This window comes from Leclercia adecarboxylata, assembly GCF_006874705.1.
GTDB lineage: Bacteria > Pseudomonadota > Gammaproteobacteria > Enterobacterales > Enterobacteriaceae > Enterobacter > Enterobacter adecarboxylatus_C.
In genome coordinates, this window is sequence record NZ_CP035382.1 from 4,012,422 (window position 1) to 4,028,314 (window position 15,893).

Sequence of the window (15,893 nt, forward strand, 5' to 3'; positions counted from 1 at the left end):
GGACGAAATCAAACGTCGGTTACTGCAGTGACTTCGTCACTATCTGGCGGATCTGTTCAGTCTGTTGCGCATCAAAAGCCACCGCGTAGCGGCTTTCACCCACCTCTTCGCCCATCACCTGCAGCGCCTTTTTCACGGCGGCCGGAGAGAAGGCAATTTTATATAAATTCGTTCGCAGCTCGGTGACGCTCTCCTGCGCCTGACGCGAGCCGTCAATATCGCCCGCCTGGTAACGCGCCCAGATGGCGTTGATCGCCGACGGGGCGACGTTCGCCAGCCCGGAAATACAGGCGGAACAGCCCTCGACAAAGCCCTGGTGGATCAGCGAGTCCGGGCCGTTCAGCACGGCGAAATCCTCGATGCCCTGGGCAGCCTTCAGGAAACCGCTCAGGCTCTCATAGCTGCCCGCGCTGTCCTTAATGCCGATGATGTTCGGGTGCGAAGCCAGCACCCGCGCGGTGTGCGGTTCAATAGTGTTGCCGGTGCGCGCCGGGATGTTGTAGAGAAATACCGGCACCGTGAGGGCATCGGCGATGGCGGTGTAATGGGCGATCAGCTCCGCCTGGGTCAGGGGCACAAACCATGGGGTGATCACCGAGACCGCATCTACGCCCAGGGCTTCGACCTGCTTGCCGAGACGAATAGTGGCGCGGGTGGAGATCTCCCCGATGTGCGCCACCACCGGCGCACGGCCTGCGACCTCTTCCACGCAGGTGCGGGTGACGGCCACCTTTTCCTCTTCGGTCAGCACAAAGAACTCACCGTTGGTACCGCCGCAGAAAATACCGTTTCCCGCCGCCAGCTGGCGCTGGATCTGGCGTTTCAGTCCCGGCAGATGCAGCGCGCCATCCTCCGTAAAAGGGGTGACGATTGCCGTCAGCACGCCTTCAATCTTGTTACGCATTTCTCACTCCTTCGATGTTAAATTTCGGGGAACAGGGTCTGATAAATGCCCTGCACCTCGGCATGGCTGACCTGACGCGGGGCGTTGTTCATCAGGCGTTTTACGTTCAGGGCGGCATCGCTCAGGGAGGCGATGTCATCCCGCGGTACGCCCAGCGTTTCGAGGTTGTCCGGTAAGTTCAGGCGGCGCACCAGGGCGGCAAACCACGCCACCAGCGCGTGGGATTTCTCTTCTGCCGACAGGGAGGTATCCGCACCCGGCACCAGATCCCACACCTGCGCAAATTTTTCGACGGCATCCGGGCGCACCACGCGCATGCAGGGCGCTAAAAGAATGGCGTTCGCGACCCCGTGCGGCAGGTGATACTTGCCGCCCAGCGGATAGGAAAGGGCATGCACCAGATGGGTTCCGGCATGGGCAATGGCTACGCCGCCGTAGTACGAGGCCCACAGCATCTCCAGCTTCGCAGCCAGGTTATGCGGCTCGGCGCAGGCGGTTTCGATATTGTTCAGCAGCTTGCGCAGGCCAATCAGCGCCGCGTTGTCGCTCACCGGATTCGCCACGGTGGCGGTAAAGCATTCGATAAGGTGACACAGGGCATCGATCCCGGTGGAGGAGGCAATGTGCGGCGGCATGCTGGTGGTGAGTTCGGGTAACAGCGCCACGTAATCCGGTAGCAGCACCGGAGAGATAATGCCGATTTTGGTACTCTGCTCAGGAATGGCGAGGATCGCGTTCGGCGTGGCTTCAGAGCCGGTGCCGGCGCTGGCCGGGATCAGTAATGAGGCGAGTCGCAGGGTCGGTTTTTCACCCGCCAGCAGGGCATCCAGCCCCGGTGAAGCAGGATGGCACAGCACGGAGAGCAGTTTCGCCACATCCAGTACGCTGCCGCCGCCCACGCCTACCACCAGATCAAAGTCGGTGTTGTTGATCTCCGCCAGCAGGGCGCGAACGTCATGGTTGGTGGGCTCCGGCGGCACGCTTTCGATCACGCTGACGCTACGGTTGTCGGCTTCCAGCAAGGCGCGGATGGCGCGAGCGGCGTCCAGACGAGCGATATTGCCGTCGGTGACCAGTAAAAGGCGCGTCTTGCCTGCCAGCAGTGGCGCGAGGGCCGGGATCGCACCCGCACCGCTGATAATTGTACTGTTAATGGTTAACACATTGCTCTCCTGTTGCTGTGTCTGTGATTGATTTCGCTCAAACCCGGCAATCACACTCATCGTGTGTCTAAATTTATAATTTATTCGCAAATTGAATACCTTGATCTTGCTCACACATAATCAAACGTGATTGAATATAATCATTATCAGGAAATGCGAACCTTTGGGGATGGAATGAACAACCTGAACAGAGAAGTGGTGGCGATCGCCGATGACTTTACCGGTGCGAACGACGCGGGGGTTAGCCTGGCATTAAGCGGTAAAAAAGTCAGCGTGGCGTTTCAGACTCCCTTTACCGGCGACACCGATGCGCTGGTTATTAATAGCGAGAGTCGTGCGCTTCGGGCATCAGAGGCCGCTGAAAAGCTGACGCACTACGCTGCCGAGATTAACGCCGCGAAATGGCTGGTGAAGAAAATCGACTCCACCCTGCGCGGCAACCCGGGGGCAGAGGTGGAGGCGCTGCTGCGTCTCAGCGGTCAGCGTCAGGCCATTATCGCCCCGGCCTTCCCGGCGGCGGGGCGCACCACGCGAAACGGCGTATGCCTGGTTAACGGCGTGCCGGTCACAGAGACCGAATTTGCCAGCGACCCGAAAACCCCGGTGCGTCATGCCCACATTGCGGCGGTGCTGGCGGAGCAAACCCGGCTTAACAGCGTGGTCGTCACCCCGCAGCAGCTGACGGCAGCACTACATAGTGATGCGCAGCTGGTGATTGTCGATGCGCAGAGCGACGACGAGCTGGATCAGATTATCAGTGCGGCCTTTACCTGCGATGAACGCCCGCTGCTGGTGGGCTCCGCCGGGCTGTGCGATGCCCTGGCGCGCCGTCTGGCGACGCCGCGTCAGCTGCTGGCGGTTATCGGTTCGATGAGTGAGATTGCTCAGCAGCAGATCCAGCGGGTGGGCACTCAGCATAACGTCAGCAGGGTACTTATAGATATCAATGATGTGTTCAGCGATGCGCTGGCGGGCTATCAGCAGCAAATCGCTGCTGCGCTGGCGGCAGGCCAGCACTGCGTGGTGCATACCTGCGCCGATACACAGGCCCGGCATCAGATCGACACCCTGTGTCAGCAGCGCGGGTTAAGCCGTGCCGCGCTCGGGGAGACCATCAGCGCGTTTCTTGGCGAGCTCACGCGCAGGGTGCTGGAGAGCCATAGCCCGGCGGCGCTGTACGTCTCCGGGGGCGACGTGGCAATGGCGGTCGCCAGCGCGCTCAACGCGCAAGGATTTGCCATACGCGGACAAGTGGCGCAGTGCGTGCCGTTTGGTCGGTTTTTGGGTTGTCGCTGGCAGGGGCCAGTCATGACCAAAGCGGGTGGTTTTGGTACTGAAACCACGCTGCTTGAGGTTTTGCATTTTATCGAGGAGAAGATGAGTGACTAATATCATTGCTGTAACCATGGGCGACCCGGCGGGCATTGGCCCGGAGATCATTATCAAATCCCTGACCGGAGGCGAGCTGTCCGGCGCGCCGTTGGTGGTGGTCGGCTGCGCCCGTACCCTGCAACGGGTGCTGGAGAAGGGCATCACCGCCCCGGCGGAGTTACGCGTGATTACCCGCGTCAGCGAGGCGCAGTTCGGCCCGGCCATCATCAACGTGCTGGACGAGCCGCTGGCGGATCCCGAGGCGTTGCAGCCCGGCGTGGTGCAGGCCCAGGCAGGCGATCTGGCCTACCGCTGCGTGCGTCGCGCCACCGAGCTGGCGATGGCAGGCGAGGTGAAAGCCATTGCCACAGCGCCGCTCAACAAAGAGGCGCTGCACCTGGCGGGCCATCACTATCCGGGCCATACCGAACTGCTGGCGCACCTCACCGACAGCAAAGATTACGCGATGGTGCTCTATACCGACCAGCTGAAGGTGATCCACATCACTACCCATATCGCGTTGCGCAAATTCCTTGATACCCTTAACCAGGATCGGGTAAAAACCGTGATTGGCATTGCGGATACCTTCCTCAAGCGCGTGGGGTATAAGAATCCGCGTATCGCCGTGGCCGGGGTCAACCCGCACGCCGGGGAGAACGGTCTGTTTGGCGACGAAGAGATCAAGATTGTCGGTCCGGCGGTGGAAGCGATGAAGGCCCAGGGTCTGAATGTGTCAGGGCCATGCCCGCCGGATACGGTGTTTATGCAGTGTCACGAAGGAATGTACGACATGGTAGTGGCGATGTATCACGATCAGGGGCATATTCCGTTAAAATTACTCGGCTTTTACGACGGGGTGAACATCACCGCCGGGCTGCCGTTTATTCGCACGTCTGCCGACCATGGCACCGCGTTCGACATTGCGTGGACAGGTAAAGCGAAGTCTGAGAGCATGACGGTCTCTATCCAGTTAGCGATGCAAATCACACGGGAATAATATGAAGGGCTATAGCCGGTTAGAACAGATAATGGACTACCTGAAAGGGCACAATCTGGTGACGGTAGATCAGCTGGTGGCGGCCACGGACGCCTCGCCCGCGACCATTCGCCGGGATCTGATTAAGCTCGATCAGGAGGGGGTTATCAGCCGCACCCACGGCGGCGTGACCCTGAACCGGTTCATCCCTTCACAGCCCACCACCAGCGAAAAGATGCAGCGCAGCCTGGCGGAGAAACACGCCATCGCCTGCGCGGCAGCCAGCTTTGTTAAGGCCGGCGACGCGGTGGTGCTCGATGCGGGCACCACCATGATTGAACTCGCGCGCCAGCTGACCCATCTGCCGCTGCGCGTCATCACCAGCGATCTGCATATCGCCCTGTTTCTGTCCGAGTTTAAGCAGATTGAGGTGACGATCATTGGCGGGCGCATCGACGACTCGAGCCAGTCCTGCATTGGCGAGCACGGTCGCCGCCTGCTGCAAAACGTCTGGCCGGATATCGCCTTTGTCAGCTGTAACGGCTGGGATCTGCAGCGCGGCATCACCTCGCCGACGGAAGAGAAAGCGGCCCTGAAGCGGGATCTGATCGCCAACGCCCGCCGCCGGGTGCTGCTGGCCGACAGCTCGAAATATGGCGCCTGGTCGCTGTTTAACGTGGCTCACCTCAACACCCTGACCGATATTGTCACCGACAAACGGCTGGACGAAGGGGTGCAACAGACCCTAAGCCAGCTGGATGCCACCCTGACCTTAGCGCCTTAAGGGCTCAGGGCAGGCGGGCGATATTGGCTTTGATCACCTCCGCCGAATGGCGGAATTTTTGCAGTTCATCCTCTGCCAGCTTCAGCTCAATGATCTGCTGGACGCCGCTCTGGGCCAGCACCGCCGGCACGCCGATCGCCACGCCGTCCACCCCATACTCACCCTCCAGAATGCAGGAGATCGCCAGCGCCCGGTGGCTGCCGGTGAAGATATTGCGACAGATTTCAGCGATAGTGGCGGCGATGCCGTACTCCGTGCAGCCCTTACGGGCATAGATCTCAAAGCCCTGTTTGCGCACGCGCTCGGCCAGTTCATCAAAATCCAGGGTTTTGCCGGTGTGACGCTGATAAACGTCAGCAATCGGCGAGCCGTAGACCGCCGAATGCGACCAGACCGGGAACTGCGTATCCCCGTGCTCACCCAGAATAAAGGCGTCGATGCTCTGCGCGCCGATATCCAGCGCCTGCGCCAGGGTCCGTCGCAGGCGGGTAGTATCCAGCCAGACGCCGGTACCAATGACCTGCTGACGCGGCAGGCCGGAGAGCTGCCACACCTGCCAGGTGATGATGTCGCACGGGTTGGTCGCGATCAGAAAAATGCCGTTAAACCCGCCCGCCATCATTTGCGGGACAATGTTTTTCACAATGCTGGCGGTGGCGGTCAGCTCATCCAGCCGCGTCTGCCCCGGTTTGAGGGCGCCGCCGGAGACGGTGATCACCGCGATATCCACATCGGCACAGTCGCTCGCCTCACGGGTGGAGATGGTCATCATCCCGGGCATAAAGGCGGCGGCATCCGACAGATCCCAGGCGTGGCCTTCACTGCGCGGCTGGTTGATATCCACCAGCAGCAGCTCTTCACAGATATTCTGGTTCAGCAGGGCGTAGGCGGCGGAGGTACCGACGTTTCCGGCGCCGATAATCATCACTTTGCGGGCTTTGGTGTTCATTGTTTTTCCTGAGATTTTAACCGTGACTGTGCCCAAACTTACGCCGCAGGCGCAGGGGGCGCAATGGCTGGCGGCAGCTATAAGTTAAAAATATGCCTGCTCGCTCGTCAGGCGGCGTTATGGTGGAGAAAAACGACAAAAGGAGCCTGCCATGTATTCCATTACCTCAGAATCGCCCGCCCATCCGGATATCACTAACCTGATTGCCGATCTCGACAGCTACCAGAGCACGCTCTATCCGGCGGAAAGCAATCATCTGCTGGATCTGACCGGGTTGCCGGAACACAGCCTGATCATGATGGTGATCCGCGATCGCCAGCTCAACGCCGTCGGCTGTGGGGCCATCGTGCTGAACGGCGACGGCAGCGGAGAGATGAAGCGGGTCTGGATCGACCCGACCCATCGCGGGCAGCGGCTGGGTGAAAAACTGCTGGCGGCGCTGGAAGATGAAGCGTTGAGCCGCAGCTGTCATACCCTGCGCCTCGAGACCGGCATCAGGCAACTGCTGGCTATTCGTTTGTATGAGCGCTGTGGCTATCAGCTGTGCGAGGCATTCCCTCCGTACGCGCCCGATCCCCTGAGCCTGTTTATGGAGAAGGCGCTGGTGGCTGATCTTCGTTTAGCAGTGCTATAAACGCCTCGAGCTGGCGGGTCATCGCCCCCCGGCGCCACACCAGCCAGGTGGTGAGCCAGCGCCAGTTCTCTGCCAGCGGCCAGGCTTCCACCTGCTGATGACCGGGCATACTTTCCAGCATCGAGCGCGGCATCAGCGCAATCCCGGCGCCGGCGATCACGCAGGCCAGCATGCCGTGATAGGACTCCATCTCATGAATGCGCCCTGGCGTGGCACGATCCGCATGAAACCAGCTCTCAAAATGGCGGCGATAGGAACAGTTGGCGCGAAAGGCGTAGATATCGTGTCCGCTAATAGCCAGAGCCCGCTCGACCTTCGGCTGACCGGCCGGTACCACCAGCATCATCTCCTCCCGGTAGACCGGCATCCCCTCCAGCTCCGGGTGGGTTAAGGGCCCGTCGACAAAGGCTGCGCTTAACGTCCCCTCCAGCACACCATCGATCATCGTCCCCGAAGGGCCGGTCGCCAGCGCAAACTGAATGCGCGGATAGCGCTGGTTAAACTGCGCCAGCGAGGCCGGGATGCGCACCGCCGCCGTGCTCTCCAGCGACCCGAGGGTAAACAGCCCCTGGGGTTCATCGCCCGCCACCACCATCCGGGCTTCATCTACCAGGGCGAGGATCTGCCGGCTGTAGCGCAAAAAATTGTGACCCGCCGGGGAGAGGCGCAGCCGCTGGTTCTCGCGGATAAACAGCTCCACGCCGAGGTCGGCCTCCAGCTGTTTGATGCGGGTGGTGAGGTTAGAGGGGACGCGATGCACCTTCTGCGCGGCCTGGGTGATGCTGCCGGTCTGGGCGACGGCGTTAAACATTTCCAGCTGGGTCAGATCCATATCATTCTCGTAACGTGAATAAGGTGGTTACTATTATTCATTTTTAAGAAATAGCAGATCGGGCCACACTGTAGCAACTGTTATTACACGGAGCCGATCATGACTACACCTTCTGCTACCCATGCCCTGTCCATCAACCCGGCAAATGGCGAAACCTTGAGTACGTGGCCCTGGGCGACCGCCACCGAGGTTGGACATGCCCTCGCACAGACCGATGCCGCCTTTCGCCAGTGGCGCAGCGTACCGGTGGCGGCGCGTGCGCAAAAATTACGTGACCTGGGCACCGCGCTGCGCAACCGTGGCGAAGAGATGGCCCGGATGATCACTCGCGAGATGGGCAAGCCCATCGCCCAGGCGCGTGGGGAGGTGGCGAAATCCGCCGGTCTCTGCGACTGGTATGCCGATCACGGCCCGGCCATGCTGAATACCGAGGCGACGCAGGTAGCGGACGCGGTGATCGAATACCGTCCGCTGGGGCCGGTGTTGGCGGTGATGCCGTGGAACTTCCCGCTGTGGCAGGTGCTGCGCGGCGCGGTGCCGATTATCCTGGCGGGCGACAGCTATCTGCTGAAACACGCCCCGAACGTGCTGGGTGCCGCGAACCTGATCGAACAGATTTTTAACGATGCCGGTTTCCCCCAGGGGGTTTTTAGTCAGGTGAATGCTACCAACGACGGGGTAAGCCAGATGATTGCCGATCCGCGCATTGCAGCGGTGACCGTCACCGGTAGCCTGCGCGCCGGGGCGGCGATTGGGGCTCAGGCCGGGGCGGCGCTGAAAAAATGCGTGCTTGAACTGGGCGGCTCCGATCCCTTTATCGTCCTGAATGATGCCGATCTCGATCTGGCGGTGAAAGCGGCGGTGACTGGACGCTATCAGAACACCGGACAGGTCTGCGCGGCGGCCAAGCGCTTTATCGTTGAGGCGGGGATTGCGGATGCGTTCAGCCGTCGCTTTGTGGAGGCGACCGCGGCGCTGAAAATGGGCGCGCCTGACGCAGAAGAGAACTATCTCGGCCCGATGGCGCGTTTCGATCTGCGCGACGAGCTGGATCAGCAGGTGCAGGCCACGCTGGCCGAAGGGGCAACGCTGCTGCTGGGCGGTGAGAAGGTGGCGGGGGCAGGGAACTACTATGCACCGACCGTACTGGGTAACGTCACCCCGAATATGACCGCGTTTCGGCAGGAGCTGTTTGGCCCGGTGGCGGCCATCATCGTGGCAACCGATGCCGATCACGCCCTTCAGCTTGCCAACGACAGCGATTTCGGCCTCTCTGCAACGGTGTTTACCGCCGATGCTGCAATGGCGGATCGCTTTGCCCGCCAGCTCGAGTGCGGCGGGGTGTTTATCAACGGCTACAGCGCCAGCGATGCCCGCGTGGCGTTCGGCGGCGTGAAGAAGAGCGGCTTTGGCCGGGAGCTGTCGCACTTTGGCCTGCATGAGTTCTGCAATGCGCAGACGGTGTGGAAAGACCGGGTGTGATCTAGCGCCGGTGTTTTGCCGGGTGGCGCTGCGCTTACCCGGCCTACATGAACCCCTTAGCCCGTAGGCCCGTGCAAGCGCAGCGCCGCCGGGCAATTCGGCATATTTGCGACATGTGTCGATAAAATGCGTTTTTTTAAACATATTGATGTGACATGTTTATACCATCGACATAAAATGGTCATATGTCGATAAAAACGGTTTTTTTAAACATATGAGCTGGGATCCCGTCGTACCTTATAATGAACTTCCGGTGTTACCTCCGGATCTGGATAGCATTGAAACCCGTAGTGTACTCAAAGCCTGTATCAGTGCGCGCGCAGCGATTGCTGAGTTAAAAACTGCGGGTGAGTTAATACCCGATCAAAGTTTATTGATTAATATCCTACCGATGCTGGAAGCAAAAGACTCTTCCCGTATAGAGAACATTGTGACCACCAGCGATCGGCTTTTTCAATACGTTGATCGTGCCGAAAATGCCGATCCCGCTACAAAGGAAGCGCTACGCTACCGCACTGCGTTATACGATGGATATCTCCATCTCAACAGCTATCACTTGTGCACCAATACCGCGATAAAAATTTGTACTGCACTACGAGCCGTACAAACCGATATTCGTAAGACGCCGGGTACCGTCTTGCGCGACCAGTACGAGGAGGTGGTTTATACGCCGCCAGTTGGCGAAACAACTATCCGCGATCTCCTGGCTAACTGGGAGCGCTTCCTCCATGCCGAGGATGATGTCGACCCGTTGATCAAAATGGCTATTTCACACTATCAGTTTGAATGCATTCATCCTTTCCCCGACGGTAATGGACGAACGGGACGGATCCTGAATATCCTCTATTTAATTCAGGCAGGATTGTTGTCATTACCCATTCTGTATTTGTCTCGCTTCATCCTCGAAAGACGTAACGATTACTACACCTTATTGCGTAGTGTGACTGCGAATGGGGACTGGCAGGCATGGATCCTTTTTATGCTCGAAGCGATAGAGAATACGGCGAGATGGACAACGAAGAAGATCGCAGTGGTCCGAGCGTTGATGGCGGAGACTACTGACTATGTACGTAAGGAATTACCCAAGATTTATACACACGAACTGGTGAGGGCCCTCTTTGCACAGCCCTATTGTCGGATTGAAAACCTTGTAGAGGCTGGCGTTGCAAAACGGCAGACGGCTTCATCCTACCTCAAGCAATTAGTTGAGATTGGTGTGCTGGAGGAAATGAACGTTGGGCGTGAGAAGTTGTATATCAATACCCGATTATTACTCGAATTAAATCATTAGTATTTTAAAAGGGGTTAGCGAGTTTTTAACCTACAGTCCCTTGTCATCTCCCTGAAATAGTTCTGTCATTTTCACTGCGTAGACTCGCCCACGTCTAAGGCATTGTTAATGAATACAATTATGAACTTAAGCAAAATTTTCCGCCGCTTTACTCCCCGGCAGTTTGGTTTGCTGGCGGGGATCTTCTGCATTATCGGGCTCTTTTCCGCACTGCAAATCTCTTCTTCGGTTTTACTCTCCGTCTCGCTGCGTGATGCCCAGCGCAATGAACAGCGTAACCAGATGGCGTACCTGCAACAGGCGAAGGTCGATCAGGCGCGGATCTCGCTGCTGGCGGCGAGCGATCTGCTTAACCGCGCGGGGGTTTACTTTATGCAGGATAAAGAGACCGGGTCGGACGGGAGCTGGCACAGCCTGATGGATGAGGCGCAGCAGGCGTTACGGGATTCTCAGCAGGCGTGGCAGGCGTGGCAGGCAATGCAGCCGCCGCGGGATGAGGCCCTGCTCACCAGCTATCAGCTGTTCTTCGATGCCATCCGGGAACAGGCCGACGGGCTGGTCAACAGCCAGTCGATCGATGCCTTCTTCGCCGTACCCGCCCAGGCTTTTCAGGCGGACTTTAATGACAACTACGCCCGCTATCAGCAGGCAAGCGCCCAGCGCGCCGCTGAGGGGCGTCAACTGCTGACCGCCAGTCTCTCCAGCCTGCAATTCCTGTTCTTACTGGCTCCGGTGGTCCTGCTGGCCATCGCCGTGGCGGTGTGGTTTGCGATGTCGCGCTGGGTGATCGTGCCGCTGCGTCGCCTTATCGCCCATATCAACATGCTGGCGGCGGGAGATCTGTCCGCGCAGCCACCAGGCGTTAAGCGTTTCAACCGTGAGATCGCGCAGCTTGGCGACAGCGTCGACACCCTCCAGCAGGGCCTGCAGCAGCTGGTGACCCAGGTCAGCGAGGCGACCACCTCGATGGTGACCAATATCGGATCGCTGGTGCAGGGAAATCAAAAGCTGTATCACCAGTCGGCGCGTCAGGCGCAGGAGCTGAAAGAGGTCACTGCACACATTGCCGACCTGGAGACTCACGTCGAGGGCAACAGCGGCTACGCCAGGCTTGCAAGCTCGCGGGCGGACGAGGCGCGGGCGATGGCGGCAGGCGGGGATCGGATGATGGAGACGGTGAATGCCTCGATGGCGGCGATCGTGGAGCGATCTGCCGAGATGCGCGGCATTGTGGCAATCATCGATAACGTGGCGTTTCAGACCAATATTCTGGCGCTGAACGCGGCCATCGAGGCGGCGCATGCCGGGAATCAGGGGCGCGGTTTTGCCGTGGTGGCGCGGGAAGTAGGGCTGCTGGCGCGCAAAAGCAGCCACTCGACGCAGACCATCCAGCAGCTGATTAACCACTCGTTGCAGGGCATCGAAGATGGCTCGAAAGCGGTCACCCGGCTTGAAGATAACCTGCAGCAGGTCATCGGCCTGGTCGGCAACCTCTGTAGTTTGCTGAATGAGATCTCGGTCGCCACCCTCAGCCAGGGGGAGAGCATTCACCGGATGACCGGCCAGCTACAGGCGCTGAATCAGGTGGCGCACCAGACCGATATCCTGGTGAACACCGCGTCCGAAGCCTCGCAACGGCTACATGATGAATCCGGCCTGCTGTTACAGGCGGTATCGCGGTTCCGACTTCCGGCCTGACGTCATCCATAAGCCTCTGTTATACTCGCAGGCCGTTTTTGGCCTGTGAGCAAGGAGCAACCGATGGCTGCGAACATCAATAATCAGATGCTGGAAGCCATTCTGGCGCAAGTACGTCCCTTACTGGGTCAGGGCAAGGTGGCCGATTACATCCCGGCGCTGGCCTCGGTCAACGGCAACAAGCTCGGGATTGCCATCCGTACCGTCGACGGCCAGCGCTTCCAGGCCGGGGATGCCACCGAGCGTTTTTCCATTCAGTCGATCTCGAAAGTGCTCAGTCTGGTGGCGGCCATGCGCCAGTATGACGAGGAGGAGATCTGGCAGCGGGTGGGGAAAGATCCCTCCGGTCAGCCGTTTAACTCTCTCCTGCAACTGGAGATCGAGCAGGGCAAACCGCGCAATCCGTTTATCAACGCCGGGGCGCTGGTGGTGTGCGATATGCTGCAAAGTCGTCTTAGCGCGCCCCGTCAGCGGATGCTGGAGATTGTGCGCCAGCTCTCCGGGGTCAGCGATATTACCTACGATGCGGCGGTCGCCCGGTCTGAATTAGAACACTCGGCGCGCAATGCGGCCATTGCCTGGCTGATGAAATCGTTCGGCAATTTCCATAACGATGTGCCGACGGTCCTGCAAAACTACTTCCACTACTGCGCCCTGAAGATGAACTGTGTTGAACTGGCTGACACCTTTCTGTTTCTGGCCGCGCAGGGTCAAGCGCCGCATCTGTCTGAGCCCGTGGTCACCTCAATGCAGGCGCGGCAGGTGAATGCCCTGATGGCGACCAGCGGGATGTATCAGAACGCCGGGGAGTTCGCCTGGCGGGTGGGGCTGCCTGCCAAATCAGGGGTCGGCGGTGGCGTGGTGGCGATTGTGCCGCATGAAATGGCGATCGCGGTCTGGAGCCCGGAACTGGACGAGACGGGGAACTCGCTGGCGGGGGTCGCGGTGCTGGAGCGCCTGAGCCAGAAGCTGGGTCGTTCGGTCTATTAACGGGATCCTGTGTCGGTGTATTTATTGCCACATCGTTAAACCCCGTTAACGGAGTGGTGATCGTATTACCCCTAATGTGATATACATTAATCCCAAACTTTTAACATTCACCCGCGCGGGTGATAAATCATTGTTAAAAGCAACCCTATGGATTGATATTGCATGTCTTCTGCCTCCACCAGAACTCTCGCGCTTTTTCAGCCGCAAAGCGCCATGCGTAATGCGGCGGGAATATTTGCTCTGACCACGCTGTTCTATTTTATTGGCGCGCAGCTACGTCTGGTGGAGTCACTGTCGATGTTCTGGCCGCTGAATGGCGTGATGGCGGGGGTGTTTGCCCGTTATGCTTACCTCAACCGGCTGCACTACTATGCGATATCGTACATTGCCATGCTGCTGTACGACCTTATCACCACCAACTGGGGTATCACCTCGCTGGGCATTAACCTCTCGAATATGATGTTTATTGTCACCGTTGCGCTGCTGGTTCAGCGCGACAGGCGGCTGAAAAACAGTACCCCGGATCCGGTCAATGCCCTGCGGCTGTTTAACTATTGCCTGCTGGCCGCGCTGCTGTGCGCCCTGGTCGGGGCGCTGTCGTCAGTCGGGTTGGACAATCGCACCTTCTGGCCGCTGGTCGCCGACTGGTTTAGTGAGCAGTTTTCAACCGGGGTGTTAATCGTTCCCTGTCTGCTGACCATCACCTGGCCCGCGTTCAACCGGGCCCTGCGCGCCACGCATTTAATGCCGGTGGTGTTACTGGTTATTTCTGTCGTGGCCTCGGTGGCGATCGGCGGGGCCGGTGCGCTGGCGTTTCCGATGCCGGCGCTGATCTGGTGTGCGGTGCGCTATTCACTGCCGGCAACCTGCCTGCTGACCTTTGTCACCGGGGCGGTGGAGATCACACTGGTCGCCAACTCCGTCATTACCATCGTGGCGACCACACCGCTCACCACCCCGATGATGTTCTCGGCGCGCCTGGGGATAGCCACCATGGCAATCTGCCCGATCATGGTGTCGGTCAGCATGGCGGCGATCAACTCCCTGATCCGCCAGGTCTCCCTGCGTGCCGATTATGATTTTTTAACCCAGGTTTACTCCCGTTCAGGGCTGTACGAGGCGCTGAAGAGCGACGAGGGGATGCGTAAAAGCCCGCTGCTGACCGTGATGCTGCTGGATATCGACTATTTCAAAAGCATTAATGACAACTTCGGTCATGAGTGCGGGGATACCGTGTTGGCGGCCTTTGCGCGCAAAGTGCAGGAGACGGTAGGGAGCGAGGGACGGGTGGCGCGAATGGGCGGCGAAGAGTTTGCCGTGGTGGTGAACACCGCGTCGGCGCAGCAGGGCTATGCCCTGGCGGAGCGTATTCGCTCCACCATTGAACAACATCCGTTCAACTGGCGCGGGCAGGCGCTGTTTCTGACCGTCAGTATCGGTCTGGGTAGCGGAAAATCGGAGTCGCGGCAGCTAACGGACGTTTTTAATCGCCTGATGAGCGAAGCGGATGATTATCTGTATCGCTCGAAAAAAGCAGGGCGAAATCGTACCAGCGCGCGAATGACAGAGCTAACCACTGCCGCTCAAAACCCTGCGCCATCGGAACAGCTGTAATCGTTTGCCTGCGCGGCGAGAGGGCACCTACCATATATTCACAAAACTGATAAATGCCTTGATACGTATTTTATCCGTCAATAATATAATAGGGTGATTATATCGGAAAATTCGTGTGATGAACGGAACTGACAGACTCAGTAAACCCCCTCGCGTGCCTGGCAGTCGGTTTATCAAACGCATGTTTCTGATGCGAGTGCTTGGAACATTTCTCTGCTTTTTTCCCCATTCTTTCAGCCCTGGTGGAGCAGCAACGTTCACCCTGGCTTATGGGTCTGCTGGGGATCAACGCCTTTATCTGGCCGACGCTGGCCTTCTGGCGTGCGCGACGATCCGCAACGCCGCTCAGTACGGAACACCAGAACCTGGTGCTGGATGCCGGAGCGGGCGGTTTCTGGATCGCCATGATGGCGGCGAATCCGCTACCCTCTATCACCATTGCCACTATCTTAATGGCCGACCGGCTGGCAGCGGGCGGTTTCCCGCTGATGAAAAAAGCCGGTGCGGTGATGCTGGCGGTTTTTATGGCCAGCTGGCTGACGCAGGGGATGGCGCTGATCCCCTGGGTGTCGCAACGTACGATGTACGCGACGCTGCCGCTGATCGGTATCTATACCGTGGCGCTGAGCGTGCTCACCAACAGTATCGCCATGCGGCTGCGCTTTAAATCCCGCGAGCTGGAACGCATTGCGATGATGGATCCGCTGCTCGACATTGCCAACCGGCGTCTGCTCGAGAAGCGTATCGATCATGAGTTACATAAGCTGCGGCAGACCTGTCGCGAGTCGGCGCTGATGTTCATCGATATCGATAACTTCAAAGAGGTTAACGATCGCTTCGGACATAAGGTAGGGGATATGCTCCTGGTGACAGTGTCACAAATATTGCATATCGCTACCCGCCAGAGCGATACCCCCGCGCGGCTGGGCGGGGACGAGTTTGTGATTCTGCTTCCGGATACTACGCTTGACGAGGCGCATCTTGTCGCGACCCGGATTATGGATGCCGCCGCCGTGATCGATGACGTGGCGGAAGAGGCGGTCCATTGCACGATGAGTATTGGCATTGCCATTGCCACCCGGGAGATGGGAAATGTTACAGACTGGTTACAGGCAGCCGATACCGCCCTGTACCAGGCGAAACGTGAAGGGAAAAACCGCATCTTTGCTCACTAACCGGGGTCAGGATGCACTAAGCTTTTAAAA

General features: G+C 58.8%; 13 protein-coding genes and 1 pseudogene. 10 read left to right on the forward strand and 4 right to left on the reverse strand.

Going from position 1 to position 15,893, the window contains the following annotated elements:
- Positions 1–19 precede the first annotated feature (19 nt).
- Both ES815_RS20140 and ES815_RS20145 read right to left on the reverse strand, forming a co-directional pair.
- Positions 20–904, reverse strand: coding sequence for a dihydrodipicolinate synthase family protein (locus tag ES815_RS20140; protein ID WP_142489396.1), 885 nt, complete (start codon positions 902–904; stop codon positions 20–22).
- A gap of 17 nt (positions 905–921) precedes the next feature.
- Entirely contained in the window at positions 922–2,067 is a 1,146-nt protein-coding gene (locus tag ES815_RS20145) for an iron-containing alcohol dehydrogenase (protein WP_142489397.1), read from the reverse strand.
- A 174-nt stretch (positions 2,068–2,241) separates the two neighbouring features.
- Here ES815_RS20145 and dtnK point away from each other — a divergent pair, with 174 nt between their 5' ends.
- The 3 genes from dtnK to ES815_RS20160 are packed head-to-tail and all read left to right on the forward strand — an operon-like array spanning position 2,242 to position 5,198.
- Entirely contained in the window at positions 2,242–3,456 is a 1,215-nt protein-coding gene (gene dtnK, locus ES815_RS20150; protein ID WP_142489398.1) for a D-threonate kinase, read from the forward strand.
- The gene (locus ES815_RS20155) at positions 3,449–4,435 is read left to right on the forward strand and encodes a D-threonate 4-phosphate dehydrogenase (protein ID WP_142489399.1); all 987 of its coding nucleotides are present in this window, start codon (positions 3,449–3,451) and stop codon (positions 4,433–4,435) included. Before dtnK ends, ES815_RS20155 begins: the two co-directional genes overlap by 8 nt.
- A gap of 1 nt (position 4,436) precedes the next feature.
- Positions 4,437–5,198 (forward strand): DeoR/GlpR family DNA-binding transcription regulator, encoded by a 762-nt coding sequence (locus ES815_RS20160; RefSeq protein ID WP_142489400.1) that lies wholly within the window; start codon positions 4,437–4,439, stop codon positions 5,196–5,198.
- Positions 5,199–5,202: 4 nt separating this feature from the next.
- On the opposite strand, the gene ES815_RS20165 is transcribed toward ES815_RS20160, so the two are convergent.
- Positions 5,203–6,147: an L-lactate dehydrogenase gene (locus tag ES815_RS20165; RefSeq protein WP_142489401.1), complete on the reverse strand. Its 945-nt coding sequence runs from the start codon at positions 6,145–6,147 to the stop codon at positions 5,203–5,205.
- A gap of 151 nt (positions 6,148–6,298) precedes the next feature.
- Here ES815_RS20165 and ES815_RS20170 point away from each other — a divergent pair, with 151 nt between their 5' ends.
- The gene (locus tag ES815_RS20170) at positions 6,299–6,781 is read left to right on the forward strand and encodes a GNAT family N-acetyltransferase (protein ID WP_142489402.1); all 483 of its coding nucleotides are present in this window, start codon (positions 6,299–6,301) and stop codon (positions 6,779–6,781) included.
- On the opposite strand, the gene ptrR is transcribed toward ES815_RS20170, so the two are convergent.
- Positions 6,735–7,613 (reverse strand): putrescine utilization regulator PtrR, encoded by an 879-nt coding sequence (ptrR, locus tag ES815_RS20175; protein WP_142489403.1) that lies wholly within the window; start codon positions 7,611–7,613, stop codon positions 6,735–6,737. The genes ES815_RS20170 and ptrR overlap by 47 nt on opposite strands.
- 99 nt (positions 7,614–7,712) lie before the next feature.
- On the opposite strand from ptrR, the gene sad reads away from it, so the two are divergent.
- The 6 genes and pseudogenes from sad (at position 7,713) to ES815_RS20205 (ending at position 15,863) form a co-directional block, all read left to right on the forward strand.
- Positions 7,713–9,095 (forward strand): succinate-semialdehyde dehydrogenase, encoded by a 1,383-nt coding sequence (gene sad / locus ES815_RS20180; protein WP_142489404.1) that lies wholly within the window; start codon positions 7,713–7,715, stop codon positions 9,093–9,095.
- A gap of 214 nt (positions 9,096–9,309) precedes the next feature.
- Positions 9,310–10,386, forward strand: coding sequence for a protein adenylyltransferase Fic (gene fic, locus ES815_RS20185; protein ID WP_142489405.1), 1,077 nt, complete (start codon positions 9,310–9,312; stop codon positions 10,384–10,386).
- 120 nt (positions 10,387–10,506) lie between these two features.
- On the forward strand, positions 10,507–12,084 hold the full coding sequence (locus ES815_RS20190; protein ID WP_142490095.1) for a methyl-accepting chemotaxis protein: 1,578 nt from the start codon (positions 10,507–10,509) through the stop codon (positions 12,082–12,084).
- Between the two features lie 63 nt (positions 12,085–12,147).
- Positions 12,148–13,074, forward strand: coding sequence for a glutaminase B (glsB, locus tag ES815_RS20195; protein ID WP_142489406.1), 927 nt, complete (start codon positions 12,148–12,150; stop codon positions 13,072–13,074).
- Between the two features lie 162 nt (positions 13,075–13,236).
- The gene (locus tag ES815_RS20200) at positions 13,237–14,688 is read left to right on the forward strand and encodes a GGDEF domain-containing protein (RefSeq protein WP_142489407.1); all 1,452 of its coding nucleotides are present in this window, start codon (positions 13,237–13,239) and stop codon (positions 14,686–14,688) included.
- Positions 14,689–14,869: 181 nt separating this feature from the next.
- A pseudogene (locus ES815_RS20205) lies at positions 14,870–15,863 on the forward strand (diguanylate cyclase).
- Positions 15,864–15,893 lie beyond the last annotated feature (30 nt).

What these genes read in the sequence shown, in the direction of transcription:
- ES815_RS20140 (WP_142489396.1), bottom strand. Translation starts at nt 904, where the DNA reads ATGCGTAACAAGATTGAAGGCGTGCTGACGGCAATCGTCACCCCTTTT.
- dtnK (WP_142489398.1), top strand. Translation starts at nt 2,242, where the DNA reads ATGAACAACCTGAACAGAGAAGTGGTGGCGATCGCCGATGACTTTACC.
- ES815_RS20160 (WP_142489400.1), top strand. Translation starts at nt 4,437, where the DNA reads ATGAAGGGCTATAGCCGGTTAGAACAGATAATGGACTACCTGAAAGGG.
- ES815_RS20165 (WP_142489401.1), bottom strand. Translation starts at nt 6,147, where the DNA reads ATGAACACCAAAGCCCGCAAAGTGATGATTATCGGCGCCGGAAACGTC.
- ES815_RS20170 (WP_142489402.1), top strand. Translation starts at nt 6,299, where the DNA reads ATGTATTCCATTACCTCAGAATCGCCCGCCCATCCGGATATCACTAAC.
- ptrR (WP_142489403.1), bottom strand. Translation starts at nt 7,613, where the DNA reads ATGGATCTGACCCAGCTGGAAATGTTTAACGCCGTCGCCCAGACCGGC.
- sad (WP_142489404.1), top strand. Translation starts at nt 7,713, where the DNA reads ATGACTACACCTTCTGCTACCCATGCCCTGTCCATCAACCCGGCAAAT.
- fic (WP_142489405.1), top strand. Translation starts at nt 9,310, where the DNA reads ATGAGCTGGGATCCCGTCGTACCTTATAATGAACTTCCGGTGTTACCT.
- ES815_RS20190 (WP_142490095.1), top strand. Translation starts at nt 10,507, where the DNA reads ATGAACTTAAGCAAAATTTTCCGCCGCTTTACTCCCCGGCAGTTTGGT.
- glsB (WP_142489406.1), top strand. Translation starts at nt 12,148, where the DNA reads ATGGCTGCGAACATCAATAATCAGATGCTGGAAGCCATTCTGGCGCAA.
- ES815_RS20200 (WP_142489407.1), top strand. Translation starts at nt 13,237, where the DNA reads ATGTCTTCTGCCTCCACCAGAACTCTCGCGCTTTTTCAGCCGCAAAGC.